This is a genomic window from Mycolicibacterium phocaicum, from assembly GCF_010731115.1.
Classification (GTDB): Bacteria; Actinomycetota; Actinomycetes; order Mycobacteriales; family Mycobacteriaceae; genus Mycobacterium; species Mycobacterium phocaicum.
Map to the genome: position 1 here is coordinate 4,654,230 of NZ_AP022616.1, position 26,150 is coordinate 4,680,379.

26 protein-coding genes and 1 pseudogene are annotated in these 26,150 nt (G+C 67.8%); 18 read left to right on the top strand and 9 right to left on the bottom strand.

Translation table 11 applies throughout. The features are described from left to right. Window positions 1–37: 37 nt before the first annotated feature. Window positions 38–1,054, bottom strand: a pseudogene (locus G6N46_RS22280) (YbfB/YjiJ family MFS transporter); the annotation flags it as partial. 84 nt (window positions 1,055–1,138) lie between these two features. Then, window positions 1,139–1,993, bottom strand: a complete 855-nt coding sequence (locus G6N46_RS22285) for an SDR family oxidoreductase (RefSeq protein WP_138250731.1) — start codon at window positions 1,991–1,993, stop codon at window positions 1,139–1,141. 75 nt (window positions 1,994–2,068) lie between these two features. On the opposite strand from G6N46_RS22285, the gene G6N46_RS22290 reads away from it, so the two are divergent. Beyond that, on the top strand, window positions 2,069–3,277 hold the full coding sequence (locus G6N46_RS22290; protein ID WP_138250730.1) for an FAD-dependent oxidoreductase: 1,209 nt from the start codon (window positions 2,069–2,071) through the stop codon (window positions 3,275–3,277). A 9-nt stretch (window positions 3,278–3,286) separates the two neighbouring features. On the opposite strand, the gene G6N46_RS22295 is transcribed toward G6N46_RS22290, so the two are convergent. Continuing rightward, window positions 3,287–4,009: a hypothetical protein gene (locus G6N46_RS22295; RefSeq protein WP_060998980.1), complete on the bottom strand. Its 723-nt coding sequence runs from the start codon at window positions 4,007–4,009 to the stop codon at window positions 3,287–3,289. 182 nt (window positions 4,010–4,191) lie between these two features. Between G6N46_RS22295 and G6N46_RS22300 the strand changes: the two genes are divergently transcribed. Beyond that, the gene (locus G6N46_RS22300; protein WP_060998977.1) at window positions 4,192–4,509 is read left to right on the top strand and encodes a hypothetical protein; all 318 of its coding nucleotides are present in this window, start codon (window positions 4,192–4,194) and stop codon (window positions 4,507–4,509) included. Window positions 4,510–4,521: 12 nt separating this feature from the next. On the opposite strand, the gene G6N46_RS22305 is transcribed toward G6N46_RS22300, so the two are convergent. Continuing rightward, window positions 4,522–5,259: an MBL fold metallo-hydrolase gene (locus G6N46_RS22305; RefSeq protein ID WP_061010684.1), complete on the bottom strand. Its 738-nt coding sequence runs from the start codon at window positions 5,257–5,259 to the stop codon at window positions 4,522–4,524. 60 nt (window positions 5,260–5,319) lie between these two features. Here G6N46_RS22305 and fgd point away from each other — a divergent pair, with 60 nt between their 5' ends. Genes fgd through G6N46_RS22325 form a run of 4 tightly spaced genes read left to right on the top strand, consistent with a single transcriptional unit; the run spans window position 5,320 to window position 10,465 of the window. Next, a complete protein-coding gene (fgd, locus tag G6N46_RS22310) occupies window positions 5,320–6,330 on the top strand; it encodes a glucose-6-phosphate dehydrogenase (coenzyme-F420) (protein WP_133427859.1) in 1,011 nt (336 codons plus the stop codon). A 30-nt stretch (window positions 6,331–6,360) separates the two neighbouring features. Then, window positions 6,361–8,430 (top strand): phosphate acetyltransferase, encoded by a 2,070-nt coding sequence (pta, locus tag G6N46_RS22315; protein WP_138250729.1) that lies wholly within the window; start codon window positions 6,361–6,363, stop codon window positions 8,428–8,430. Beyond that, window positions 8,427–9,551, top strand: coding sequence for an acetate kinase (locus tag G6N46_RS22320; protein WP_061005506.1), 1,125 nt, complete (start codon window positions 8,427–8,429; stop codon window positions 9,549–9,551). Before pta ends, G6N46_RS22320 begins: the two co-directional genes overlap by 4 nt. Before the next feature lie 35 nt (window positions 9,552–9,586). Next, complete coding sequence (locus G6N46_RS22325) at window positions 9,587–10,465, top strand: cytochrome c oxidase assembly protein (RefSeq protein ID WP_234880785.1); 879 nt, start codon at window positions 9,587–9,589, stop codon at window positions 10,463–10,465. 9 nt (window positions 10,466–10,474) lie between these two features. Here the strand turns inward: G6N46_RS22325 and G6N46_RS22330 are convergent, their stop codons facing one another. From G6N46_RS22330 to glnX, 3 genes are read right to left on the bottom strand one after another with little or no spacing between them, the layout of a single operon-like run. Continuing rightward, complete coding sequence (locus tag G6N46_RS22330) at window positions 10,475–12,763, bottom strand: serine/threonine-protein kinase PknG (RefSeq protein ID WP_138250759.1); 2,289 nt, start codon at window positions 12,761–12,763, stop codon at window positions 10,475–10,477. Next, complete coding sequence (locus G6N46_RS22335) at window positions 12,763–13,716, bottom strand: glutamate ABC transporter substrate-binding protein (protein ID WP_407665141.1); 954 nt, start codon at window positions 13,714–13,716, stop codon at window positions 12,763–12,765. Before G6N46_RS22335 ends, G6N46_RS22330 begins: the two co-directional genes overlap by 1 nt. Before the next feature lie 8 nt (window positions 13,717–13,724). Next, window positions 13,725–15,041: a protein kinase G-activating protein GlnX gene (gene glnX, locus G6N46_RS22340; protein ID WP_138250727.1), complete on the bottom strand. Its 1,317-nt coding sequence runs from the start codon at window positions 15,039–15,041 to the stop codon at window positions 13,725–13,727. A 144-nt stretch (window positions 15,042–15,185) separates the two neighbouring features. Here glnX and G6N46_RS22345 point away from each other — a divergent pair, with 144 nt between their 5' ends. After that, window positions 15,186–15,671, top strand: coding sequence for an NUDIX hydrolase (locus tag G6N46_RS22345; RefSeq protein ID WP_174814081.1), 486 nt, complete (start codon window positions 15,186–15,188; stop codon window positions 15,669–15,671). Here G6N46_RS22345 and thiE read toward each other — a convergent pair. Then, the gene (gene thiE / locus G6N46_RS22350) at window positions 15,661–16,329 is read right to left on the bottom strand and encodes a thiamine phosphate synthase (protein ID WP_138250725.1); all 669 of its coding nucleotides are present in this window, start codon (window positions 16,327–16,329) and stop codon (window positions 15,661–15,663) included. The two genes, G6N46_RS22345 and thiE, sit on opposite strands and share 11 nt — an antisense overlap. A 143-nt stretch (window positions 16,330–16,472) precedes the next feature. Between thiE and thiO the strand changes: the two genes are divergently transcribed. The 11 genes from thiO (at window position 16,473) to G6N46_RS22400 (ending at window position 24,743) form a co-directional block, all read left to right on the top strand. After that, window positions 16,473–17,480 carry a glycine oxidase ThiO gene (gene thiO / locus G6N46_RS22355; protein WP_407665201.1) on the top strand — a complete coding sequence of 336 codons (1,008 nt, stop codon included), beginning with the start codon at window positions 16,473–16,475 and terminating at the stop codon, window positions 17,478–17,480. Further along, window positions 17,474–17,671: a sulfur carrier protein ThiS gene (gene thiS, locus G6N46_RS22360; protein WP_064860070.1), complete on the top strand. Its 198-nt coding sequence runs from the start codon at window positions 17,474–17,476 to the stop codon at window positions 17,669–17,671. The genes thiO and thiS overlap by 7 nt, the downstream gene beginning before the upstream one ends. After that, window positions 17,664–18,437 (top strand): thiazole synthase, encoded by a 774-nt coding sequence (gene thiG, locus G6N46_RS22365; RefSeq protein WP_138250723.1) that lies wholly within the window; start codon window positions 17,664–17,666, stop codon window positions 18,435–18,437. Before thiS ends, thiG begins: the two co-directional genes overlap by 8 nt. Then, complete coding sequence (locus G6N46_RS22370) at window positions 18,434–19,204, top strand: SGNH/GDSL hydrolase family protein (RefSeq protein WP_138250722.1); 771 nt, start codon at window positions 18,434–18,436, stop codon at window positions 19,202–19,204. Before thiG ends, G6N46_RS22370 begins: the two co-directional genes overlap by 4 nt. A gap of 34 nt (window positions 19,205–19,238) precedes the next feature. Further along, a complete protein-coding gene (locus tag G6N46_RS22375) occupies window positions 19,239–20,147 on the top strand; it encodes an ATP-binding cassette domain-containing protein (RefSeq protein ID WP_138250721.1) in 909 nt (302 codons plus the stop codon). Beyond that, the gene (locus G6N46_RS22380) at window positions 20,144–20,887 is read left to right on the top strand and encodes an ABC transporter permease (RefSeq protein WP_138250720.1); all 744 of its coding nucleotides are present in this window, start codon (window positions 20,144–20,146) and stop codon (window positions 20,885–20,887) included. Before G6N46_RS22375 ends, G6N46_RS22380 begins: the two co-directional genes overlap by 4 nt. A gap of 282 nt (window positions 20,888–21,169) precedes the next feature. Then, window positions 21,170–21,694 (top strand): hypothetical protein, encoded by a 525-nt coding sequence (locus G6N46_RS22385; RefSeq protein WP_234785282.1) that lies wholly within the window; start codon window positions 21,170–21,172, stop codon window positions 21,692–21,694. A gap of 111 nt (window positions 21,695–21,805) precedes the next feature. Continuing rightward, the gene (locus G6N46_RS22390) at window positions 21,806–23,056 is read left to right on the top strand and encodes a COG4705 family protein (RefSeq protein ID WP_061003623.1); all 1,251 of its coding nucleotides are present in this window, start codon (window positions 21,806–21,808) and stop codon (window positions 23,054–23,056) included. A 39-nt stretch (window positions 23,057–23,095) separates the two neighbouring features. Continuing rightward, window positions 23,096–23,692 carry a phosphatase PAP2 family protein gene (locus tag G6N46_RS22395; RefSeq protein WP_061003621.1) on the top strand — a complete coding sequence of 199 codons (597 nt, stop codon included), beginning with the start codon at window positions 23,096–23,098 and terminating at the stop codon, window positions 23,690–23,692. Between the two features lie 171 nt (window positions 23,693–23,863). Continuing rightward, a complete protein-coding gene (locus G6N46_RS28315; protein ID WP_165605570.1) occupies window positions 23,864–24,019 on the top strand; it encodes a hypothetical protein in 156 nt (51 codons plus the stop codon). 46 nt (window positions 24,020–24,065) lie between these two features. After that, window positions 24,066–24,743 (top strand): response regulator transcription factor, encoded by a 678-nt coding sequence (locus G6N46_RS22400; RefSeq protein WP_061003619.1) that lies wholly within the window; start codon window positions 24,066–24,068, stop codon window positions 24,741–24,743. Here the strand turns inward: G6N46_RS22400 and G6N46_RS22405 are convergent. Continuing rightward, the gene (locus G6N46_RS22405) at window positions 24,704–26,092 is read right to left on the bottom strand and encodes a HAMP domain-containing sensor histidine kinase (protein WP_276555120.1); all 1,389 of its coding nucleotides are present in this window, start codon (window positions 26,090–26,092) and stop codon (window positions 24,704–24,706) included. The genes G6N46_RS22400 and G6N46_RS22405 overlap by 40 nt on opposite strands. Window positions 26,093–26,150: the final 58 nt, after the last annotated feature.

Here is a 26,150-nt window from a genome sequence, read left to right on the forward strand (position 1 = left end):
CGACGGCGGCACCCGCGAGCAACGCCTGCTGAAAACCGTTGTGCAGCAACGGTGCCACCGCGACGGGTCCGACGATCTGGCCGACGGAGTACCCCGTCGTCAACAGCGCGACAGCGCCCGGGAACTGCAACGCCCGCCCGGCGGCCAGGGCCAGGGTGCTGATGCCGATGAACGTGCCGCCGAACAGCACCGCCCCGGTGAGTGCCGCGACGCTGTTCCCGGTTCCCGCCCAGGCGATTCCGGCAGCCTGCAGCAGCAACGCCGCGACGAGCAGTGCGGCATACGAGAAGCGGCCCGTGAACCGCGCCCACAGTGCGGCTGACGGTGCGGCGGCCAGGCCGACCAAAAGCCACACCGCACTGCCGAGTCCGCCCGGTGACTGCTGCGCGACCGCGGCGACCAGGAACGTGCCGGCGATGATGTAGCCGACGCCTTCGAGGGTGTAACTGGCCATCAGCAGCGCCAGCGGACCGCGCGCAGTGGCCTGCCCGGCAGGGGATTTGGCCGCCTCGGCGGGTGTTCCGGGATGCATGAACCAGGCGACGGCGCTGAGCAGCGCGGCCAAGGCCGTCGCCGTCCACCAGGCGACCTGCCAGTCGTGAGCGGCGGGCAGGGCCGCGGACAACGCGATGCCGATACCGACGCCGCTGAACGCCCAGCCGGCGTGGTGGGCCGGATGGCCGTGATCCATCAGTGTGTTGACGGCGATCACGAAGACCAGTGCGCTGGCGATGCCGGCGACCAGTCGTAGAGCGCCCCACTCGATGACGTTGGTGCTCAGCGTCATTGCCGCCAGCGTCGCGACCAGGATTGCCAACGACACCCGGCACGCGAGCACGGACCGGGTCAGCCGTGGCGAGGCCGCGGCGCCCACCGCGCCGATCAGATAGCCGACGTAGTTGGCGGTGGCCAGCTGCCCCGCGGCCTGCGCGGTGAGGCCGGCGTCGGCCGTCATGAGTGGCAAGATCGGCGTGTAGGCGAATCGACCGATGCCCATCGCCGCGGCCAGGGCTGCCGCGGCGCGGGCGATCGAGAGCCAGGCGGAATTGGGCATGCCTCATGGTGCGTGGTGCGGGGCGGTGCCGACCACGACCTATCTCCTTGCAGCTGAAAGGAATTACCTCACAGCGCGAGATTCTCAGTCCTTCTCGATGACGCCCTGTGCGGTCCGGGCCCGGTCTTCATAGCTCTTGCGTTTGGCGGCATCGAACTCCAGGAAGACCGTGTCCAGCCCGAGCGCCTTGTTCATCCCACGGCGGCCCTTCGGCGGAAGCAGCTGGGCCAGCTGCGCGGTGAAGCGCAGCGGCGGCGGGACCGACACGTGGGTCTTGGGCTTGTTCAGGGTCTTGACGATGGCGGCGGCGATGTCCTCGGGTTCCACCGGCTTGATGGCGCCACCGGACTTGGTGCCCGAGATCAGTTCGGTGTTGGTGAACGGCGGCATGATCACCGAGACGTTGACGCCGTGGGGAGCCATCTCATCCGCCAGGGCCGTGGACAGGCCGACGACGGCGTACTTCGCCCCGACGTAAACCACCTGACCGGGCAGCGGGATGAGGCCGGAGAGTGAGGCGATGTTGATGATGTGACCGCTACGGCGGCTGACCATCTCGGGAAGCGCGAGCTGGCAGCCGGTCAGGACGCCGTAGACGTTGACTTCGAGAGACGACCGGATCGACTGTTCCGTCTCCTTCAGGAACGGGCCGACCGGCATCACGCCGGCGTTGTTGATCAGGACGTCGAGGTGGCCGGCACCGTCGCTGCGGGCCTTGTCCAGGAACACGTCGAAGGATTCGCGGTCGGTGACGTCGAGCGGGTACCCGGTGGCCGGGCCCAGTTTGACCAGCTCAGAGACGGCAGATTCGAGTACTGCGACGTCCCGGTCGCCGATGACGACGCGCGCGCCGCGGGCGAGAAGGGCCTTGGCGGTGGCGTAGCCGATGCCTCGTGCGGCTCCGGTGATGGCGATGGTCTTGCCGCGGATGTTGTCCATGGCCGCAAACTTTACACGTGTCAAGTTTTGAAATGAAGCCCTGATTTGGCCACCTCGGCGGGCTACTGTCGGGGCATGACGCGCGCGCTGCGGACTCAGGTTTGTGTAGCCGGTGGTGGACCCGCGGGTCTGGTGCATGCACTCCTATTGGCGCGCGCCGGCATCGACGTCGTCGTACTGGAGAAGCACAACGACTTCCTCCGCGACTTTCGCGGCGACACCGTCCACCCCACGACGTTGCGCATCATGCACGAGCTGGGGTTCATCGACGAGTTCCTGAAGTTGCCGCACACCAAGATCAACCGGGTCTGCATGGACGCCGACGGGACCCTCCGGACGTTCGGCAGTTTCGGCGCTCTGAAGGCGCTGCGGTTCCCCGAGCCGTACATCGCGCTGATGCCGCAGTGGGACTTTTTGGACTTCCTCGCGGAAAAGGCTTCCGCCTACCCGGAATTCACGTTGATCCGCAACGCCGAAGTGACCGACCTGATCATCGAGGGCGGCCGCGTCGTCGGCGTGCGCACGCCGGAGTTGGAGGTGCGCGCCGATCTCGTGGTGGCCGCAGACGGACGTAAGTCCGCGGTGCGTGCGGCGTCCGGGCTCGCGATGGCGAGTGCGCACAGCCCCATGGATGTGCTGTGGTTCCGGCTGGGCTGGCGCCCCGGCGATCCGCGGGAACTGTTCGGGATCATCCGCAAGGGTCTGCTGATGGCGATGATCTATCGCGGCGACTACTGGCAGGTGGCGTACCTCATGCCGAAGGGCGCCAATCCGCAGGGCGGCTCACTCGACGACTTCAAGGCCCGGCTGGTGTCGGTGCGGCCACAGCTGCGCGAGCATGTCGAGGACCTCAAGTCGTGGGACGACACCAGCCATCTCGATGTGCGGGTGGACCGGCTCAAGACGTGGTGGCGGCCGGGGCTGCTGTGCATCGGCGACGCCGCGCACGCGATGTCGCCCGCCGGCGGCGTCGGGATCAACCTGGCGGTGGCCGACGCGGTCGCCGCTGCCAACATCCTGTGCGGCCCATTGCGCAACGGCCTGCTCGCCGACTCGGATCTGGCCAAGGTGCAACGCCGCCGCGAATTGCCGACCCGCATCATCCAGGCCGGCCAGGTGCTGGCGCAGGACCGCGTCATCGAACCCAACCTGGCCGGCGACCTGTCCCCGATTCAGGTCCCGTCATTCGTGGGAAAGGGCCCGCTGCAATACATTCCGCCGCTGCTCGTCGGCCGCGGTTTCCGTCCCGAACACGTGCGGACCCCGGACGTCCACTCGGCATGACGGACGCTGTCAGCTGACGGTGACGTCGTCGATGTCGATGGTCACCGTGACCATGTCGCGCACGGGCTGCCCGTCGGCGTCGCGGACGTAGACGACGCGCTTGGTCGGGAGCACGATGCCGTCGAACTCGGTGTGGTTGTCCGAGTAGTGCGCGGCCGGGGAGTCGCCGGCGATGTCGACGTCGTAGTCGCGCCGCCGGATCAGGCCGTCCGAATCGATGTAGAGGGTCTGCTGGGTGCTGTGGGTGGCGATGGAATCGGGGTACTTCACACCGAGCCGGCGCCACGTCTGGCCGTTCTCGTGCCACGTGCCGAGCTCTTCGGTGTGGACACCGGGCAGCGTCAGCGAATACGGCTCGGACAGGTACGTCCACATCGCGTAGCCCGCGAAGTAGGCCAGCTGCAGCGTGGACCACGGCGTCTCGAGGGTGTGTCCGGCGAAGGAATCACGAGGAGAATCCAGTGTTTCCAACGTCTTTGGCGAGTCATCGTCGGTTTCGATGACGACGCGGCCGGGGCGGTACGCGGAATGCAGCCCGGGCTCGGGCAGCGGGTGGTGCCATGCGAGTTGGTCCTTGGGACTGATCTCCACCCGCGAATCATCGAGAATGCCGTCGACGCCCTTGAGTCCCCACAGTCCGCCGCCGATGAGCTGATGGATCTTGATGCGGTTGACCTGCTCCCAGCGCTCCTGGCCGCCGGATGCGGAGATGACTTCGTGCAGCAGGGACATGGCGTGCTCCTTTGATGACGGCGGCCGCCGGGTGGCGGTCCACAATCGACCCTGCCTCGACAGGTTGGCATGTGGGAGGCCGCGATCTTCCTGGTACCGAGGGGGACAGGATCGGGGCGGCTGCCCAACTGAGCGCTGCCGAATCCGGGTTGCTCCGCCGATCAGGTGGATACGCTTGATTTGTGCTTACCGGTTGGGCCGTCGGGTGTCTGCTGCTGGTCGCCGCCGTGCTGGTGTTGGGGGCCGGCATGGCGGCGCGCACGTACATCGGCGGGACGCCCCAGGATCACCCGCATCGCCGGCGCGCACGCGCGGTGCGCTGGTCCACGTTCGGCAAGGTGTTCTACGGCCCGATCAACCGTGACACCCAGGGCAACAACACTTTTGACGACGAAGAGCTCGATCACATGCTCTTCCTGCCGGCGGTCGTCGTGGCCGGCGGACTGCTCCTGGCCGGGTTGTTCGTGCTGTTCCTGGAGCTGGTCAAACACGGCGGGTGACGGCGACCGGCGTCAGCGTCGCTGCAAAGCGAGTTCAGCGGCCTCCCGCACCGGGCCGCGCCACGCGGGCCCGTGGCCGGGCAGCAGCACCTGGGTGTCCAGCAGACCGAGCGCCGACAGGCTGCGTTCACACGCCGCCTCGTCGTGGTTGAAGATGTGCGGCAGTAGCTGCGGGCCGCCCTTGGTGATGAGGGGGTGACCGGTGACGACGGCGTCGCCGGCCACCAGCACGTCGCCGAAGACGTAGGAGCAGTGTCCGCCGGTGTGCCCTGGACTGGGAATCAGCTGCGGACTGCCCGGCAGCGTCGCCGCGACGTCCTCGGTGAGGGCCTGCGCGGTCGGAATGCCCTCGCGCACCAGCCCGCCCTTGCCGACGATGTGCATCGACCAGGCCAGGTACCGCGGGTTCCAGGCCCGCGTCAGGAGGTCGGTCGGTGAAACCTGTTCCAGGTATTCGCGTTTGGCGTGACCGACCTCGGCGCCGTGGCAGAACACCGGTGTGTCATGGGTTTTGGCGAACCAGATGGCTGCGCCGAGGTGGTCGACGTGCGCGTGGGTGAGCAGAATCGCCCGTACGTCGCCGGCCTCGAAGCCCAGGTCGCGCAGTGAACGCAGGACGTCATCGCGCTGGCCGGGAAAACCCGCGTCGATCAGGATCACCCCGCTGTCGTCGCTGACCAGGGTCCAGTTCACCAGGTCGGTTTGGGCGAAGTGAATATTTTCGGTGATCGCGCTCAGGGCTGCCGCCATGTGGCGAGTGTAGGCAGAGTAGAAAAGGAACTGCAGAGGCGACGAACAGGAACGGGACTCATGGCTGAACTCAGGCTGGGATACAAGGCGTCGGCGGAGCAGTTCGCGCCGCGTGAACTCGTCGAGCTGGCGGTGGCCGCCGAGGCGGCGGGCATGGACAGCGCCACCGTCAGTGATCACTTCCAGCCGTGGCGCCATACCGGCGGCCACGCACCGTTCTCCCTGGCCTGGATGACCGCGGTGGGCGAGCGCACCGAGCGGCTGGTCCTGGGCACCTCGGTGCTGACCCCGACGTTCCGTTACAACCCGGCCGTCATCGCGCAGGCGTTCGCCACGATGGGCTGCCTGTACCCCGACCGCATCTTCCTGGGCATCGGCACCGGTGAGGCGCTCAACGAGATCGCCACCGGCTATGAAGGCGAATGGCCCGAGTTCAAGGAGCGCTACGCGCGCCTGCGTGAGTCGGTGCGCCTGATGCGTGAGCTGTGGCTCGGCGACCGCGTCGACTTCGAGGGCGAGTACTACAAGACCAAGGGCGCCTCGATCTACGACGTGCCCGAGGGTGGTATCCCGATCTACATCGCCGCGGGCGGGCCGCAGGTGGCCAAGTACGCCGGCCGTGCCGGCGACGGGTTCATCTGCACCTCGGGCAAGGGCGAGGAGCTGTACAAGGACAAGCTCATCCCCGCCATGCGCGAGGGCGCCGAGGCCGCGGGCAAGAACCCCGACGACGTCGACCGGATGATCGAGATCAAGATCTCGTACGACCCGGATCCGGAACTGGCTCTGGAGAACACCCGGTTCTGGGCGCCGCTGTCGCTGACGGCCGAGCAGAAGCACTCCATCGACGACCCGATCGAGATGGAGGCGGCCGCCGACGCGCTGCCAATCGAGCAGGTCGCCAAGCGCTGGATCGTGGCGTCCGACCCGGACGAAGCCGTCGAGAAGGTCAAGCAGTACGTCGACTGGGGCCTGAACCACCTGGTGTTCCACGACCCCCGGCAGGACCAGCGCCGCTTCCTGGAGCTGTTCAAGACCGACCTTGAGCCTCGCCTGCGCAAGCTGGCGTGACGGAAGGCAGGGCTCGGTAGGCTTATCGCCGTGCCCGACGCCACCGCGATCTACATCGCCTCACCTGAAGGCGACACCGGCAAGTCGACCATTGCGCTAGGGCTGTTGCACCGGCTGGCGGCCACGGTCGCCAACGTCGGGGTGTTCCGCCCGATCGTGCGCGCGGGGACCGGCCGCGACTACATCCTGGATTTGTTGCTCGCGCACAGCACCGCGGGCCTCGACTACGACGACTGCGCCGGGGTCACCTACCAGCAGTTGCACGACGATCCCGATGCGGCGATCGCCGACATCGTCGACCGCTACCACCGCGTCGCGGACAAATGCGGTGCGGTGGTCATCGTCGGCAGCGACTACACCGATGTCGCCTCGCCCAGCGAGTTGTCGATGAATGCCCGCATCGCCGTGAATCTCGGTGCGCCCGTGTTGCTCTCGGTGCGCGCCGCTGATCGCACACCCGGCGAGGTGGCCCATGTGGTCGAGCTGTGCCTGGCCGAGCTCGCGGCCCAGCACGCGCACACCGCCGCGGTCGTCGCGAATCGGTGCGCTGCGGACGAGCTCGCCGACGTGGCCACCGCGCTGCAGCGGTTCACGCCGAAAAGCTATGTGCTGCCCGAGGAGCCGCTGCTCGCGGCGCCGACCGTGGCGGAGCTGCGAGACGCGGTGGGCGGCACGTTGATCAGTGGCGACGAGGAGCTGCTGACCCGCGAGGTCATGGGAATGATGGTCGCCGGCATGACGGCCGAACACTGCCTGGAGCGGCTGCGCGAGTCCATGGCCGTCATCACCCCGGGCGACCGCTCCGATGTGGTGCTGGCCATCGCCAGTGCCCATGCCGCAGAAGGTTTTCCGTCGATCTCCTGCCTCATCCTCAACGGCGGCCTGCCGTTGCATCCATCGATCGCCAAACTGGTTGCGGGCCTGGGGCTGCGGTTGCCCATCGTGGCCACCGATCTGGGCACGTATGACACCGCCCGCGCCGCGTCGACGGCGAAGGGCCGGGTGACGGCCACGTCGCTGCGCAAGGTCGACACCGCGCTGGCCCTCATGGACGAGCATGTCGACGTGGCGGATCTGCTTGCCCAGCTTGCGGTCCCGATCCCGTCGGTCGTCACGCCGCAGATGTTCACGCACCAGCTGCAGGACCGGGCTCGGGCCGACCGCCGGCGCATCGTGCTGCCCGAAGGCGACGACGACCGGATTCTGCGGGCGGCGGGCCGGCTGCTCGCCCGCTCGGTTGCCGACCTGACCATCCTCGGCGACGAGCCGACGGTGCGGGCGCGGGCTGCCGAGCTGGGCCTGGACCTCTCGGCCGCCGTGGTGCTCGATCCGCGTACCAGCGAGCTGTGCGACCAGTTCGCGGCCCAGTACGCCGAGCTGCGCAAGAAGAAGGGCGTGACCCTCGAGCAGGCTCGCGAAATCATCCACGACGTCTCGTATTTCGGCACCATGCTGGTGCACAACAACATGGTCGACGGCATGGTGTCCGGGGCGGCGCACACCACCGCACACACCGTCCGGCCGGCATTCGAGATCATCCGTACCGCGCCGGACATCTCGACGGTGTCGAGCATCTTCCTGATGTGCCTGGCCGACCGGGTGCTGGCCTACGGCGACTGCGCGATCGTGCCGGACCCGACGTCCGAGCAGCTGGCCGACATCGCGATCAGCTCGGCGCAGACCGCCGCGCAGTTCGGCATCGAGCCGCGTGTGGCCATGCTGTCCTACTCGACCGGCGATTCGGGGACCGGCGCCGACGTCGACAAGGTCAGGGCGGCAACGGAATTGGTCCGCACGCGGGCGCCGGAGCTGTTGGTCGAAGGGCCGATCCAGTACGACGCCGCCGTCGAGCCGTCGGTCGCCGCGACGAAGATGCCGGATTCGCCGGTGGCCGGCCGGGCGACGGTGCTGATCTTCCCGGACCTGAACACCGGCAACAACACGTACAAGGCGGTGCAGCGCAGCGCGGGCGCCATCGCGATCGGTCCGGTGCTGCAGGGCCTGAACAAACCCGTGAACGACCTGTCCCGGGGCGCGCTGGTCGAGGACATCGTCAATACCGTTGCCATCACGGCGATTCAGGCTCAAGGAGCGAAATGAGCGGGCCGGTACTGGTACTCAATTGCGGCTCGTCGTCGGTGAAATACCGCTTGGTGCAACCGGCTTCGGGCGAGTCGCTGGCCGACGGCGTGATCGAGCGGGTGGACGATTACCCGAAAGCGTTGCAGCAGGTGTTCGATGCGGTTGGTGCCGCCGGAGTGTCGGCCGACGAGATCGCGTGCGTCGGTCACCGCGTCGTGCATGGCGGCCGGAGGTTCTACCGGCCGACCGTGATCGACGACGAGCTGGTCGCCGAACTCGAAGAGCTGGCCCCGCTGGCGCCGCTGCACAATCCGCCGGGGCTGCTGGGCATCGACGCGGCCCGCAAGCTCTTGCCGGACGTCTCGCACGTCGCGGTGTTCGACACGGCGTTCTTCCACGATCTGCCCGCGGCCGCGGCCGAGTACGCGATCGACCGGGAGGTTGCCGACAAGTGGCACATTCGCCGCTACGGCTTCCACGGCACGTCGCACCAGTACGTCAGCGAGCAGGCCGCGCAGTTCCTGGGTCTGCCCCTGGAATCGGTGAATCAGATTGTCCTGCACCTGGGTAACGGCGCATCGGCGTCGGCGATCGCCGGCGGTCGGCCGATCGACACCTCGATGGGTTTGACGCCGATGGAGGGTCTGGTGATGGGGACGCGCTCCGGTGACGTCGATCCCGGCATCATCATGTACCTGTCGCGCGCCGCCGGGATGTCTGTCGAGGACATCGACGTCCTGCTGAACCGCCACTCGGGTGTATCGGGATTGGGTGGGGCAACCGATTTCCGCGAGCTGCACAAGCGCATGGATGCGGGCGACGACGCGGCCCAGCTGGCCTACGACGTCTACATCCACCGGCTGCGCAAGTACATCGGCGGATACCTGGCGCTGCTGGGCGGGGCCGATGTCATCACCTTCACCGCCGGGGTGGGGGAGAACGACGCCGCCGTCCGCCGCGATGCGCTCGCCGGCTTGTTGGCGCTCGGCATCGAGGTCGACGAGGAGCGCAACCTCTCCCCGAACCGCGGTGCGCGCCGGATCTCCACCGACACCTCACCGGTGAGTGTGCTGGTCATCCCCACGAACGAGGAGCTGGCGATCGCGCGGGCCTGCGTCGACGTCTGCAAGGTTGTCTGAAGGAACCTGCCAGGGTCGCGGCGTAGCTTGCGCTCGTGCCCTTACTGACCGGGACGTTCGACCCCGTAGCGGTGGTGCTGGTGCTGCTCGGCATCGGTGCCCTGGTGCGGCTGCGCCGACGCGTGTCTCGTGCCCGATCGTGGTGCCTCGGTGGCGCCATCGCGGTGTGGGCACTGGCAACGCTCGGCGCCGTCGCGGTCTATGCGCCGATGCTGTTCTGGGTGCGCGCGCTGCAGGTCCTGCTCCTGCTGTACGTGGTGCCGCTCCTCCTGGCGCTGAGCCGTCCGGTCTCGATGGTGGGAACCGTGCTCGACCCGGTGCTGAATTCCACTGCCACGCGGGTACTGCTGTCGCCGCCGGTGACGTCGGTGCTGATGCTGGTGACGCCGTGGCTGCTGTACCTGACCCCCTGGTACGTCACCTCGATGACCGGACCGCTCGCGTCAGTGACGCGACTTGTGCTGCCGGCCATCGGCTTTGGCTACTTTTATGCCCGCTTGCAGGTCGACCCGGTACCGCGGCGTTACCCGCCGCTGCTGTCCATCGGGATCAGCGTGGCCGAGGGGCTCGGCGACGGCATCCTCGGGCTCGTGCTGTGGCTGGGCCCGGTGATCGCCTACGACTACTACGCCGGACTACATCGCGACTTCGGGCCCAGCATCCGGCAGGACCAGAGCTACGGCGCCGGGATCCTGTGGATTCTGGGCGACGTGCTGGGCGTGCCGTTCATCCTGCTGCTGATGCGTGCCCTGGGTTCTGACGAACGGCGCAAGGCGGCGGAGGTCGATGCCGAACTCGACGCGGCTGCCGTGGCCACCCCGCCGGCGGCCGCTGCCGACGATCCCGAGATCGACGCACCGCCGGGCGGGCTGTGGTGGCAGAACGATCCGCAGCTGCGCGACCGCTACCGGTGAGTGCGCGCGTCAGAACGTGCTGACCGGCCGCACGTTGTTGGCCAGGTCCACCAAGGCGTACCGATGTGCCTTGGTCGGCGCCACCCGGGCCAACCCGCGCAGGGAGGCCTCGACGCCCAGGCGGAGACCGTGTTCGGTGAACGGGAAACCGAGGATGTGGTTGGTGCTGGCAGTGTGGTCGGCCAGCCAATCCAGCGCCGTGCCGAGGACCAGTGTCCGGATCTGCAGCACGCGCGGTTCGGTTTCCGGCAATGCCTCCACTCGGCGTGCGGCATCACGGATTTGACGTTCGGTGATCTCCGCGGTGGTCGGCGCCGACAGCAGCGTGACGGCGCTGGTGAGCCGTGCGGTGGTGAAATGCCTTGAGGTGGCCGGAACTTCGTCGAGGGTGTGAACCGCGGCCTCCCGGTCGCCGGCCAGCGCCTGCACCCGGGCCTGGCCGAAACCGGCCGAGATGATGCCGTTGTCGGTGTTCCACACCGTCTGATAGAACGCCCGCTCGGCCTCCGAGCCGGACAGTTCGGCGGTCGCCGCCAACGCCACCTTCGGTGCCAGTTCGCCCGGCAACGTGTTGAGTACCTCGGTGAAATCCTTTGTCGCGGACTCGTAGTTGCCGACCAACAGTTCGCCCACGGCGCGGAACCACACCAGGCGCCAGTGCCAGCCGATCCGATCGGCCAGGTTCTCCAGCTTCCGGTTCGCTTTCGCCACGTCGCCGAGGTCGAGCAGGGCACGTACCTCCATCAGGGGCAGCTCGACCGAGGTGGACAGGTCCACCCCCTCCGAATCGAGGGAACCCTCGCGGGCGGCGCGCAGCGAATCCAGCGTCTGCACCGGCTGGCTCAGCAGGCTGGCAGACAGCACGGCCGCACCGACGTCGGCCGGGTCGACCAGGGGCACCTGCAGCGCCCGGACAATCTCTGGCGCCGTGATCTTTTCGGTGTGCGCCTGTCCGTCGATGTAGACGTCGGTATGGGCCACCAGCATGTTGACCCCGAACGTCGACCGCGACGGGCTGAACACCGACGACAGACCCGGCCGCGGCGTCCCGGTGTCCTGGGCGACGACCTCGCGCAGCACGCCGAGCAACTGCCCGGACATCTCCTCGGCACTGCCGAACCGCCGGCGCGGGTCCGGGTCGATCGCGCGGCGCAGCAACCGGGCGAACGAATCATATTGGAGCAGAACCGGATCGTCCTCGGGCAGCCCGTCGACGTAGCGGCCCTTGTCGGTCTTGAGGTTCAGCGTCAGGGCCGCGAGGGTGCGGCCGACGGTGTAGATGTCGGTGACGATCGTCGGTCCGGTGCGGACGATCTCCGGCGCCTGGTAACCCGGGGTGCCGTACAGGAAACCGAACGAGTTGATGCGCGATACCGCGCCCAGGTCGATGAGCTTGAGCTGCTCTTCGGTGAGCATGATGTTCTCGGGCTTGAGGTCGTTGTAGACCAGTCCGATCGAATGCAGGTACCCCAGTGCCGGCAGGATCTCCAGCATGTAGGCGATGGCCTGGGCCACCGGCAGTTTGGCGCCCTTGGCCTGTTTCAGCGAGGTGCCGCCGACGTACTCCATCACGATGTAGCCCACCGGGTCACCGTGTTTGTCGGCGTGCTCGACGAAGTTGAAGATCTTCACGATCGCCGGGTGGGTGACCTCGGCCAGGAACTGCCGCTCGGCCATGGCGATGGCCTGCGCCTCGGCGTCGCCGGAATGCACCAGGCCTTTGAGCACCACCGGGCGGTTGTTGACGTTGGTGTCCAGAGCCAGGTAAATCCAGCCCAGGCCACCGTGGGCGATGCAGCCCTTGACCTCGTACTGGTCGGCCACCATGGTGCCCGGACTCAGTTGTGGCAGAAACGAATACGCGGCGCCGCAGTGCGGGCAGGAGCCTTCGGACCGGCCGGGTTCGCCGTTCTCGGAGCGGCCGACGGGCTTGCCGCAGGACCAGCAGAACCGTTTGGCCTCGGCCACCACGGGATCGGTCATCAACGCGGCGAGCGGATCCTGGTCCACCACCCGTGGCACCTCGACCAGGCCGCCACCCAGGCGCCGGATGGGCGAGACCCGGGTGGTCGCGGTGACGAGGCTGGTCGGCGCCGAATCCCGTTCGGGCGGAACAGGTACCGGGATGCTGGTCGAGTCGTCGAACTGCGGCCGGAACACGGCTTGCGTACCCATCGGCCGCATCGTGGCCAGCGAATCCCACGTCACCTCGACGGCCTGGGTGCCGGGGTCGGTGTCGGGGCCCGCATCCACCGGACCCGCCTCAACGGGTCCGGTCGTCGCTTCGCTTTCGGGCATCAGTCGCTGTACCTCGGTACGGGCGGGTTCGGCGTCGAGCCGAGCACCGTCAACCACTTGCGGTACAGCGTGTTCCACGTTCCGTCGCGGCGAATTCGCTCCAACGTACCGTTGACGAACCGCACCAGACCGGTGTTGTTGAGGTTTATTCCGATGCCGTACGGCTCCTCGGCCATGTTGGGGCCGACGATGTGCAGATATGGGTCCTGCGCCACCAGGCCGGCCAGGATCGCGTCATCGGTCGACACGGCGTCGGCCTGCCGCTGCTGCAACGCCACCAGGCAGTCCGCCCAGGTGACCGCTTCCACCAGGACCGGCGGCGGGGTGATGCGCTGCAGGCGTGCCTTCGAGGTGGTGGCCTTCACGACGCAGACCCGCTTGCCCGACAGGTCCGCGGGCTTGCGGATGTCGGAGTCGCGGGTGGCGAGGATCCGTTGTTTGGCGGAGAAGTACTCGGCCGAGAAGTTGACGAGCTTGCGCCGGTCGCAGGTGATGCTCATGGTCTTCACCACGATGTCGACGAGGTTGTGCTGCAGCGCCGAGATCCGGTCGTTGTCCGACAGGATCCGGTACTCGACCTGTGACGGGGTGCCGAAGATGTCGCGGGCCACCTCCCCGGCGATGTCGACGTCGAATCCGGTGATCTGCCCCGTGATCGGGTCGCGGAACGTGAACAGGTTGCTGCCGATGTCGAGCCCGACGATGAGCCGGCCGCGGTCCTTGATGTTGGTGACGGCCGCCGCCGCGGCCTCGGGCGTGGGGAACGGCCGCAGGCTCGCGGTGCAGTCGGACTTGTCCTCCGGGCCGAGATCCGGAACGGCGGTCTGCACCTCCATGCCCGCGGGTGTCGGCGGCGCGATGGTGATGCTCTGCGGCGCGACGGGCGGCGGGGCCTCGCCGCAGCCGGCGGCCACCAACACCGCGACCATCGCCGGGACCAACCGAGAACGCATCGTGAAGCTCATCGGTATTCACTCAACCTCGGCCACAGCCCGAGCGCCACCGCGACCGCCGCGGCGAAGCTCAGCGCCGCCGCGCCGACCGTCGCCCCGGACAGGGCCTGGCGTCCGTTCAGGATGTCGCTGCGCAGCTGCTTGCGGCTTTCGTCGATGGCCTTGGAGAGCGCCTCGTCGAGCTTGTCGAACGCCGGCGTCGAATCGTCTTCGCTGGTGCCCAGCGCCACCTGGGTGGCGGACTGGTAGTTGCCGGTGGAGATGTAGGCGTTGATCCGGTCGTCGGCGGCACGCCACCGGCGGATCAGCTGATCGGCGCCGTCCAGGTCCTTCTTGCCGATCGCATCGGGGCGACGCATGTAATCCCCGAGCTGCTGCTGGAGGGCGTCGATGCGGTGGTAGTACGACTGCTTGCGCACGCTCTCGTCACCGCGCCGGATCAGCGACAGCGTCTCGTCCGCGCGCGCCTGCTGTGCCGTGATGGCCATGCTCGTCACGGTTTGCAGCGACGCTGCCGCATTGCGGGCATGGCGGGTGTCGGTGGTCGAGATGATGAGGGTCGCGCCGATCCAGATGATCATGATCAGTACCGCCATGCCGCCGGCGACGAAACCGATGTTGACGCGCCGCCGGGTGTGCTGGGCCAGCCAGCGGTTCGAGAAGAAGCCGAACATCAGCGTCGCCGCGACCACCAGGATCACGGGTGCGGGCACCTGCGACGAGCCGCTGGTCTCGGAGTTCACCCGCGCCGAGGTGTTCTCGTAGAGCCGCTGGGCGTCGGGCAGGATTTGGGTCTGCATCAGCCACGACGCCTCGGATAGATACGACGAACCCACCGGGTTGCCGGCGCGGTTGTTGGTCCGGGCAGTCTCCACCAGACCGGTGTAGACCGCCAGCTCGGCATTGATGTGCCCGAGCACCTTGACCATGGGTTCGTCGGTCAGGCCACTGGACGCGGCGGTGACGGCGACGGCGGCGTCGGTGATGGCCTGCTCGTAGCGCTGCCGGAGGTCCACCGGTTCCGAGCCGGCGATGAAGGCGGTCGCCGCGGCCGCGTCGGCGACCGACAGCGTGGTGTAGAGCTGGCCGGCCGCGAACGCCAGCGGCTCGGTGTGGTCGAGCACCGTGGTCAGGGCCTGCTGGCGGGCGTGGATCGTGGTCGAGGTGGCGAAGGCGCACGCGAGGACCAGGCTGGCGAGCATCAACCCGATCAGGAGGATGCGGCCGGGGGTGGTCCACATGAACCGCCATCGAGTGTGCGCGGGAGTCCCGGGGGACCGAGATACCACCGGCTCGGTCGAAGGGTGCGCCAACTCCACCGTCACGTGTGCGCCGACCTCAACTTTCCTGACCCGTTGGCCCTGCCGAACTCGTTTAATAGAAGTCTAAGAGCTTGCGGCCCCTAGAGGGTGGATTACCGGTCGGCCCGGTCCCCCAAATCTTTCGCGGCGTTCCCTATTGTGGGATTCGTGCAGGGCGACGGTGACGGATGGGTGCTCGCGGCTGACGGCTCCCACTTCTGGGGTCGCCATGGTGCGGCCGGACTTCTGCTGCGGGCGCCGCAGCCGGGCGGCGGAGCGGCGGTGCTGCTGCAGTACCGCGCGCCGTGGAGCCATCAAGGCGGCACCTGGGCACTGCCCGGTGGGGCGCGCGACAGCCACGAGACCGTCGAGGAGGCCGCGGTCCGCGAGGCCTATGAAGAAGCAGGGTTGGAGGCGCATCAATTGACGGTCCGGACCACGGTGGTCACCGCGATCGCGATGGGTGAGGTGTGGACGTACACCACGGTGATCGCCGACGCGCCCGAACAACTCGAGACGGTGCCCAACCGCGAGAGCGTCGAGCTGCGGTGGGTCTCCGAGGACGACGTCACGTCGCTGCCATTGCATCCAGGATTCGCCGCCAGCTGGGAACAGCTGCGCAGCGTGACGGCGAGTATCCCTCTCAACTCGTAGGCAGCGCCTGCTTGAGCGCCCGAGCAGCCGCGGCGGGGTCCTCGGCCGCGGTGATCGCCCGAACCACGACGATGCGCCGCGCACCGGCGGCCACCACCTCGGGAACGCGTGCCAGGTCGATGCCGCCGATGGCGAACCAGGGTTTGTCGGTACCCGTCGCGGCCGCCGCGCGGACCAGATCCAAGCCCGGCGCGGTGCGGCCCGGCTTGGTCGGCGTGGGCCAACACGGGCCGACGCAGAAGTAGTCGACGTCCTCGGTCACCGAGACGGCCAGCTGCTGCTCGTCATGCGTCGAGCGGCCGAACAGCGGATCCGGCCCGACGATGTCGCGGGCGAGGGCCAGCGGCAGATCGTCCTGGCCCAGGTGCAGCACGTCGGCGTGGGCGCCGCGGGCGATGTCGGCCCGGTCGTTCACCGCAAACAGCGCGCCGTGCCGTCTCGCCGCGTCGGCCAGCACCTCCAGCGCTTCGAGCTCCTGCTTGGCCTCGAGCGGACCGAACTGTGCTTCACCAGCCGAGCCCTTGTCCCGCAACTGGATGATGTCCACGCCACCGGAGAGTGCCGCGTCGGCGAACTCGGCCAGGTCACCGCGCTCCCGGCGGGCGTCGGTGCACAGGTACAGGGACGCGGACTGCAGACGCTCGAAGGCTTTAGACACAGCGCGACGGTAGCGACTACCGTGGACGCCGCACACACGGGAGTCCCGGGACCGGGGGCTGAGAGTGGGGTCGTCCTACCCTTACCGTCACACCTGATCCGGATCATGCCGGCGAAGGGAGAGGAATCATCGTGCCGGCTGGCATGGCGGTAATCGGCGGCGGCGTCATCGGTCTGGCCGTGGCCCGACGCGCGGCGCTCGACGGGTGGTCGGTGCGCGTGCACCGGACCGAGGCGCGCGGCGCCTCGTGGGTCGCCGGCGGCATGCTCGCGCCGCACTCCGAGGGCTGGCCGGGTGAGCAGGACCAGTTGCAGGTGGGGCTGGACTCCCTGGCGTTGTGGCATGACGGCTTCCTCGACGGCCTGCCCGACGACGTGGTGACGGCCCGCGACTCGCTCGTGGTGGCGGTCGACCGGGCAGACGCGGCCGACGTCCGTACGGTCGCCGAGTGGCTGGCGGCGCAGGGGCATCCCGTCACGGTCACCACCGCGGCCCGTGACATCGAACCGTTGCTGGCGCAGGGGATTCGGCACGGCTTCCGGGCGGAGACCGAACTGGCCGTCGACAATCGCGTCGTCGTCGAGGGGCTGATCGCGCACTGCGACCGCCTGGGTGTGCAATGGGCCGGACCGGTCGATTCCCTCGACGAGACGCGTGACGCCGATGTCACCGTGCTGGCCAACGGGATCGACGCGCCGGCACTGTGGCCCGGGCTGCCCGTGCGTCCGGTGAAGGGCGAGATTCTGCGGCTACGGTGGCGCAAGGGCTGTATGCCGGTGCCGCAGCGGGTGATTCGCGCTCGGGTGCACGGTCGGCAGGTGTATCTGGTGCCGCGTGCCGACGGTGTGGTGGTCGGCGCCACCCAGTACGAGCACGGCCGGGACACCGCGCCGGCGGTATCCGGAGTGCGCGACCTTCTCGATGACGCCTGTGCGGTGATACCCGCCCTCGGCGAATACGAACTTGCCGAATGCGCTGCGGGACTGCGGCCGATGACCCCGGACGGCCTGCCGATCGTGGGCTGGCTCGATGACCGCACCCTGGCGGCCACCGGTCACGGGAGGAACGGCTTTCTGCTGGCCGCCTGGACCGCACAACGGATTTCGGACCTGTTGAAGGGCGATGCGAAAGAGGAGGTGGCACTGTGCTGATCACAGTCAACGATGAGAGCGTGGAGATTCGCGAAGGCACCACGGTGGCCGAATTGATTGGCACCCTGGGCTTTCCGGACAAGGGCATCGCCGTCGCGGTCGACTGGACGGTGCTGCCCCGGTCGGAATGGGACGACGTCGTGGCCGAGGGCGCCAAGATCGAGGTCGTGACGGCGGTGCAAGGTGGCTGAGGTCTGTACGTCGGCCGACGTCCTGCGCATCGCCGACCGGGAGTTCGGTTCGCGGCTCATCATGGGCACCGGCGGTGCGGCGAATCTGTCGATCCTGGAGGAGGCACTCGTCGCCTCGGGTACCGAGCTGACCACTGTCGCGATGCGGCGCATCGACGCCGAAACCGGTACCGGCGTGCTCGATCTGCTGAACAAGCTCGGCATCGCCGCGCTGCCCAACACCGCCGGCTGTCGCGGCGCGGCCGAAGCGGTGCTGACGGCGCAACTGGCGCGCGAGGCGCTGCAGACCAACTGGGTGAAACTCGAGGTGATCGCCGACGAGCGCACCCTGCTGCCGGACGCCATCGAGTTGGTCCGCGCCGCAGAGCAATTGGTGGACGACGGCTTCGTCGTCCTGCCCTACACCAACGACGACCCGGTATTGGCGCGCCGGCTGGAGGACACCGGCTGCGCCGCGGTGATGCCGTTGGGCGCACCGATCGGCACGGGGCTGGGCATCTCCAACCCGCACAACATCGAGATGATCGTCGCAGCCGCCGGGGTGCCGGTGGTGCTCGACGCCGGCATCGGCACGGCCAGCGATGCCGCATTGGCCATGGAACTCGGTTGTGACGCAGTGCTTCTCGCGACGGCGGTGACCCGGGCCGCGGATCCGCCGATGATGGCCGCTGCCATGGCCGCGGCGGTCTCCGCAGGACGGCTGGCGTCGCGGGCCGGCCGCGTGCCCAAGCGGTTCTGGGCTCAGGCCTCCAGCCCCGCGCTATGACGGCGCGGTACGTCGCCCTCGGTAGTTCGATGGCAGCCGGGCCCGGCATCGCGCCGGGTGCTCCGGGCGCGCCGAAGCGGTCCGGCCGGTCGGCGGCCAACTACCCGCATCTCGTCGCCGACCGCCTCGGTTACGACCTTGTCGACGTGACCTTTTCGGGTGCCACCACCGCCCACGTGCTCACCGAACGGCAGTTCGGCGAGCCGCCGCAGGTGGACGCGCTCGACGGATCGGAGTCGTTGGTCACCATCACCATCGGCGGCAACGATGCCGGCTATGTGCCGATGCTCGGGGCGGCGTGCCTGCCCCGGTTCCTGCGGTCGGTGCCTCTCGCCGGCGGGTTGCTGCGCGGCCTGCTCGACGCGGCGGTGCGGGACGAGGCTCTCGACGTCATGGGTGAGTCGTTGAAAACCGTTGGGCGAGAAGTACGCCGACGTGCCCCGCGGGCCCGGGTGCTGTTCGTCGACTACCTGACGCTCCTGCCGCCGGCCGGTGTATCCGCGTCGCCGATCGGAGCGGCCGACGCCGACCTGGGCCGGCACATCGCTGCCCGGCTGGCCGAGCTGACGGCCGCGGCCGCTGCCGACGCCGGCTGCGAACTGGTGCCGGTGGCCGAGGTCAGCCGTGCGCACCATGCGTGGTCAGCCGATCCGTGGACCACGGCATTCCACCTGCCGCTGCCGGGCCGGGTGGCGCCGCTGCATCCCAACGCCGCGGGTATGCGCGCCGTCGCGCAGATGGTGATCGAACGCGTATCGTGCGCCTGATGGCACTGCCATCAGGCAAGGGGGTTGTCCGGCGATGATCCAGCTGACGGGATTGACAAAGGTTTTCGGGCGCAAACGCGCCGTCGATGATTTGACCTGTTCCGTCGAGCCCGGTTTCGTCACCGGTTTCCTCGGACCGAATGGCGCCGGCAAGTCCACCACGATGCGCATGATCGTCGGGCTGGACAGGCCGACCTCCGGCACCGCGACGGTGCTCGGCAAGACCTATCACGAGCTGAAGCATCCGCTGCGCAGCGTCGGTGCGCTGCTCGATGCCCGGCAGGTGCACCCCAACCGCACGGCTCGAGCTCACCTCCGGTGGCTGGCCGCCAGCAACAAGCTGCCGAAGGCCCGCGTCGATGACGTACTGAACATCGTCGGATTGACCGATGTCGCGGGTAAACCGGCCGGCACCTTCTCGCTCGGCATGTCGCAGCGGCTGGGCATCGCCGTGGCGCTGCTCGGTGACCCGGAAGTACTCCTGTTCGACGAACCGGTGAACGGACTGGACCCCGAGGGCATCAGGTGGATTCGAACGCTCATGCGCGACTTGGCATCTGAGGGCCGGACGGTGTTGGTGTCCAGTCATCTGCTTGCCGAGATGGCGAACACAGCGGACCGGCTGCTGGTGATCGGGCGGGGACAGTTGATCAGCTCGAGCACCATGGCGGAGTTCCTGACCAGCTCCGGGAGCGACACCATTCGGGTCCGCAGCCCGCAGCTGGAGCGTCTTCATGAGTTGCTGACGGCGCAGGATGCGTCGGCGCAATTGGCGGACGGCGTGCTGCTGGTTCGCGGAATCTCGACGGAGCAGGTGGGGGAGTTGGCTGCCGGTCACGGAATCGTGCTGCACGAATTGGCCGCCCAGCAGGCCTCGTTGGAGGAGGCGTACATGCGACTGACCGACGATGCCGTCGACTACCGGGCGGTGGGTGCGCCATGACGATCAATGCCGAGCGGATCAAGCTGCAGACCACACGATCGCCGATCTGGCTCATCCTGACAGTTGCGGCGGTGGGTCTGGGGTTCGCCGCGATACAGGCGGCGGCATTGGGGCCCCACGGGGTGCTCAAGCCCGAGCGGGCGGCCATCGGCGTCAGTGTCTTCGGGGTGCCGGTGCTGATGATCCTGTCGGCGATGTCGATCACCGGGGAGTACCGCTCCGGCATGATCCGCACGACGTTCCTGGCCACCCCCAACAGAGCGTGGGCACTGGCGGCGAAAGCGATCGTGATGGCGGTACTGTCGGCCGTCGTCACCGCGGTCATGGTGGCGGGCTCGATCGCGTTCGCGGCGTCGTTGGTGACCGCGGAGCAGGCCGAGGAATTGTCGTTCTCGAACGCTGAGGTCTGGCGTGCGATCGGTGCGATGTCGCTGTATGCCGTGCTGGGAGCGGTGCTGGCGGTCGGTCTGGGCGGGTTGTTGCGGCACGCCGCGGCAGTGGTCGCGGTGGTGTTGTTGATGCCGTTCGTCGTGGAACCGGTGCTCGGCGCGCTGCCTCAGGTGGGCGCACGGGTGGGACCGTGGCTGCCCTTCGGGAATGCCTACACCTTCACCAAGACGCCCTGGTTCCAGACGTTCTCGTTGTGGTGGGGACCGGTCGGTGCGGCGTTGTACTTCGCCGCGGTGGCGGCGGCGGTGTTCGTGCTGGCGCTCGTGGTGGTCACCCGCCGCGACCCGTAGGGCATGGGTGTCTGCTCTCAACGGCCGAATTGGTTTGGCGCACGGGGCCTTCCCGGCGGAGTTGCGAGATTCTGCTGGAGATGGCTCGGTACTTCGATGGCTCCAACTTCGCCGCGATTGGGTCGGGCTTGTACTCCGACCAAGTCGCCGCCCGCATGGATCGCAGTCACTGCGGCCACCCTCTGGTAGCTGAATGCTGGCCTCGACTCGAATGAACCGGTTCCTGCCTGGGCTTCGTCCAACCGCCGATCTTCGGACAGTTGTTGCTCTACCATCGCGCGTATGCCGGAGACTGACCCTGAAGCGCCGTCAATCTCGCGTCAGCCCGTTGCGGTAGATCTGCAACCGAAGTGGTTGGCGCCCGCATCGCTCGGAATCGCGGTCATCGCGCTAGGGGTTGCGGTCTGGGCGCTGGTGTCGCCACCACATCAGTCGTCGCCATCGGTCCCAGAGCCCACCGAGCAACAAGTCGCCGACGCGAAGGCTCGCGCGTGTGCCGCCTTCACCACCGTGCGCACGGCGGTGGCGCTACAGACGCACACCGAACTCGGCTCTGAGCCGGTTGCGGTTACGGCGGTCACAGCAGTCTCGCGTTTGGCCATGAGCAGTGGTGCTCAGTACTTGCAGACGCATCTGGACCGGGCCACGCCGGCGGACCTCACGGCCGCGATTCGCGAGTTTGCCGTTGACCTGCAGGATATTTCGATGTACGGGCAGGCCGGGATCGGCGGGGCCGACCCGGCGCAGGCGGGTCGGTTGAAAGCCGGCGAAGCTGTCAGCACGAAGATTGCCGGCCTTTGCAAGTGAGCCGCGGGGAAGCTCCGCACGTGGGTGTTCACCTGGTCCACCTGTAGGACCGACGACAGGCCCCTTCGTTCTCAGCGTCAGTTCAGCAAGCGGTGACTACCTTCCGCAGGCATGACCGGTGCTGCCCGCCCCTCAACGATCGTGAAGCGCGTGACTGCGAGCAAGGTTCCCGAAGTCACCATCTGGTTCTGGCTGATCAAGGTGCTGTGCACCACGGTCGGAGAGAGCTTCGCCGACTGGATCAACCAAGGTCTCGGTGTGGGTCTCGGTGCCACCGCGGTGCTGTTCACCGCCGTACTGGCCCTGGTCATGGGGGCCCAGCTGCGATTGCCGCGCTACGTCCCTGTCGTCTACTGGCTGACGGTCGTGGTCCTCAGCGTCACCGGCACCCTCTACACCGATCTGCTCACCGACGCACTTGCCGTCCCGATGGCCACGAGCACAGCCGTCTTCACTGTCACTCTGGCGGTGGTGTTCGCGGTGTGGTTCGCCCGGGAGCGGACACTGTCGATCCACAGCATCACAACGCGACCGCGGGAGCTGTTCTACTGGCTCGCTGTCCTGGTCACCTTCGCGCTCGGCACCGCCGCCGGCGACTGGACCTTGACCCTGACCGGGTGGAGTGCCGGGGTATCGGTACTGCTCCCGGTCACCCTCATCGCCGCGGTGACCATCGGCTGGCGCGTCGGGGTCAACTCCGTGTTGTCGTTCTGGCTGGCGTACATCCTGACCCGCCCGCTGGGCGCCAACCTCGGCGACTGGCTTGCCACACCGCGCAGCGCACACGGTCTCGGCCTCGGATACGGCCTGACCAGTGGAATCTTCCTCGCCGCGATCGCCGCTGCTGTCGGCTATCTGACCTGGACCCGCATCGATGTGATCGAGGTCGACGATCAGGCGGCGGCCCCTGCGCCGAAGCGCACGCTATCGGCGGTGAGCACCGTCGGTTACTACGCCGTCGTGGTCTTGGCGGCCGGCGCCCTGCTGCAATGGGCCTCGATTCAGCCGCATGGCCCCGTCACCGACAGCGAGGAAGGGCCCGCGCCGACCGCGGCGGCCGCGCCTCTGGTGCCCGGCAAGGTCGGTGCCTTCCCGGCGACCGATATTGCGCACTTCCGCAACGTCACCCAAGACACGCTGGCAAAGGTCGATGCTGGAGACCAATCCGGCGCCCGAGCGCGGATCACCGACCTCGAAACCGCATGGGACCACGACCAGGACCGGCTGCAGGCCATCGACTCCAGCGCCTGGACGGCGCTGGACCGGGAAATCGACGCAGCACTCAAGTCCGTCCGATCCAGCAGCCCAAGCGTTGACGACGAAAAACAATCTCTGACAACGCTTTTGAACAGTCTGCGCTGATTCCTTCAGTCATTCGCAACTCAGAACGACAAGGCCGCGATGGACCTCGATACCCGAATCTTTTACTACATCAACAATTTCGCCCGGGACACCCCGTGGCTGCACCCGGTCGTGGCCGGATACGCCGAAGACGGTGTTGTACTGTTCGCCAGCTTTCTCCTCGCTGGATGGTGGATCGCCCGCAGAACCAACAACCCCAGTGCGATGGCAGCGGCGGTATGGGCGCCTTTGGGTGTGCTGGCAGCGGTGGCCATCAACCAGCCGATCGCCGATACCATCAATGCCACCCGTCCCTGTAATGCGCTGCCCCACATCGTCGTCTTGCATTGCAACACCGACGGTGGCTTCCCCAGTGACCACGCGATGATGGCCGGGGCCGTCGCTGCCGGGGTCTGGCTGGTGAATCGACGACTCGGCGTCATCGCCGCCATCGCGGCAGTGGCCATGGCATTGGCTCGCGTCTATGTCGGTGCGCATTACCCCCAAGACGTCGTTGCCGGTCTCGCTCTGGGCGCGACCCTGAGCGTTTCCGGATATCTCGTCGCCCGGCCGGTGCTGAGCCGGCTGGTGGAACGCGCCGCCAGGACCCGGCTGCGGCCGCTCATCACGGCCGCTGAGCCAGGTGCCGTTCACTGAAGCAGACTGTGGCGGTGGGCTTTTCAGCAGTTTTGCGTTTGAAACGTGTGCGCGGGTCTTCAGGCCTGTTCGCGCTCAGCGTCCTCACAGCGACCTGCTGTCAGTCTGGTGGCATACCCGACAGCTGCTCGGCTTCGATCAGCTGGAATCCCGTGAAAGGTGTTGATGGACATGACAGCCCGGCGAGAAGCAATCAACCTGATGGTCGGAGCCCTGATGCTGGTGGCGGCGACGATGTCGGTCCACGAGGCCCAGGAGCGCGCCCAGAACGCACCGGCTCTGTCGAACGGCGGGCACTACGACAGCGCACTCGTCCAGGGGATGTAGCCGGCCAATTTATGGCCGCCGCCTCAGTCTGTGCCAGGCTACGCAGGTGAGAGTGCTGCTGGTCGAAGACGAGCCCATGCTGGCCGAGACGATCACCGCTGGGCTGCGCGCCGAAGGGTTCGTCGTGGTCGCGGTGGCCGATGGTGCCGAGGGCCTCTGGCAGGCCACCCACGAGCAGTTCGACGTCATCGTGCTCGACATCATGCTGCCGGGTCTCAACGGCTACGAGGTCTTGCGCAAGATGCGCGCCGCACACATTTGGACGCCGGTGCTGATGCTGACCGCCAAGGACGGCGACTACGACCAGACCGACGCCTTTGATCTGGGCGCAGACGACTATTTGACCAAACCCTTTTCGTTCATGGTGCTCACCGCGCGCTTGCGGGCCTTGATTCGCCGCGGCGCACCGCAGCGTCCCGTCGTGCTGACTGCCGGCGACATTTCACTGGACCCCGCGCGCCGGACCGTGCACCGGGGTGGCGAGGACGTCTCGCTGACACCGCGAGAATTCGCGCTCCTGGCATACCTGTTGCGCCACAAGGACACTGTCCTCACAAAAACCCAGATCCTGCACAACGTCTGGGACAGTCACTACGACGGCCCCGACAACGTGGTGGAAGTCTATGTCGGCTATCTGAGACGCAAGATCGGCTCGGAGGCGATCACCACGCTCCGTGGCGCAGGCTACCGGCTCGAATCCGGCGAACCGGCAAGCGGCAACTGAACCGTCACCACGGTTCCTGCGCCAGAGCGTCGGTCCTCGATGCTGACCGAGCCATCGTGGGCGGCCACGATCTCGGAGACGATCGCCAACCCCAACCCGGTACCACCACCACGCCGGGATCGGTCGGCGTCCAGCCGGAAGAACCGCTCGAAAACCTTGTCCCGTGCGGCGGCAGGGATTCCCGGGCCGTCATCGATCACCTGCACGACGGCGTTGTCACCCTCGGCGCGCACGACGATGGTCACCTCGCTGGTGGCATGGCGGGCCGCGTTGTCGGCCAGGTTGCGCAACAATCGCACGAACCCGTCCGGATCGACGCTGGCCTTTACCGCCGAAAGATCGGAGACTATTCGCAACGTCGTTTCCCGTTTGAGTCGTGCCGCCTCCGCAGTCGCCAGATCGTCGAGATCGGTCTCGACACGACGCAGCGGCAAGCCGCGTTCATCGGCGCGCGCCAGTAGGAGCAGGTTCTCCACCAGGGTCTGCATCCGGCGTGCTTCCGGCAACAATGCGTTGGTCAGCAGCGTTCTGTCGAGGAGATCGGGGTGGGTGGCTCCGATCTCCAACGCGGACACCACCGTTGCCAGCGGGCTCCGCAGCTCGTGGGATGCGTCCCCGACAAACCGTCGTTGCGCGGCATGGCCGGCCTCGATGCGGGCCAGCATGTCGTTCATGGTCACCGCCAGCGCGGAAATCTCATCCGACCTGCGACCGACGGGGACCCGCTCGCCCAGATCGAAGGCACTGATCGCCGACACTCGCGACCGGATGGCCTCCACGGACCGCAACGACCGGCGCACCAGCAGGTATGTGACGACTCCGGCCACCACAGCCACAACCGGCGCCGTGATCGCCAGCATCTGCCCGGCAGTGCCGATCATCTGCTCGATCGGCTCGATGCCCCCGCCCACAAGTACCGTGTACTGCCGCCCCTTGCGGGATGCCACTGTGATTGTGCTGACGCGCACGTCGTCGTCATCGGTTGCCAGCACCCCGACCTGGGCACCTTCGTGCGGCACAGGAATCAACGGGGTCTGCGGTGCGCTGTCGGATCGCTCCACCACGGTGCCGGCGGCGTCGGCGATCTGCACGGCCACGATCCGGTGATCGGTGTGCATCAATACCGATTCCACCTCATCGGGTGGTTCCTTGCGCAGCACATCGGCCACCGCCTGGGCGCGGGCCTCCGCTGCGTTGTCCACGTCGGCGCACATCATCCGGTACAGCAACAGCGTCGAGGCCGACCCCACGATCACGAGGCCGGCCAGCACCACCGCCGCGGCCACCAGCGCTGAGCGGACCGCAATGCCGCCGAACCAGCCACGCCACCGGCCTGCGAAATCCCTCAGCGCCACGCGGCGGCTCACTCGGCGCCCTGGCCTTGCAGGCCCCTCAGCGAGACCCACC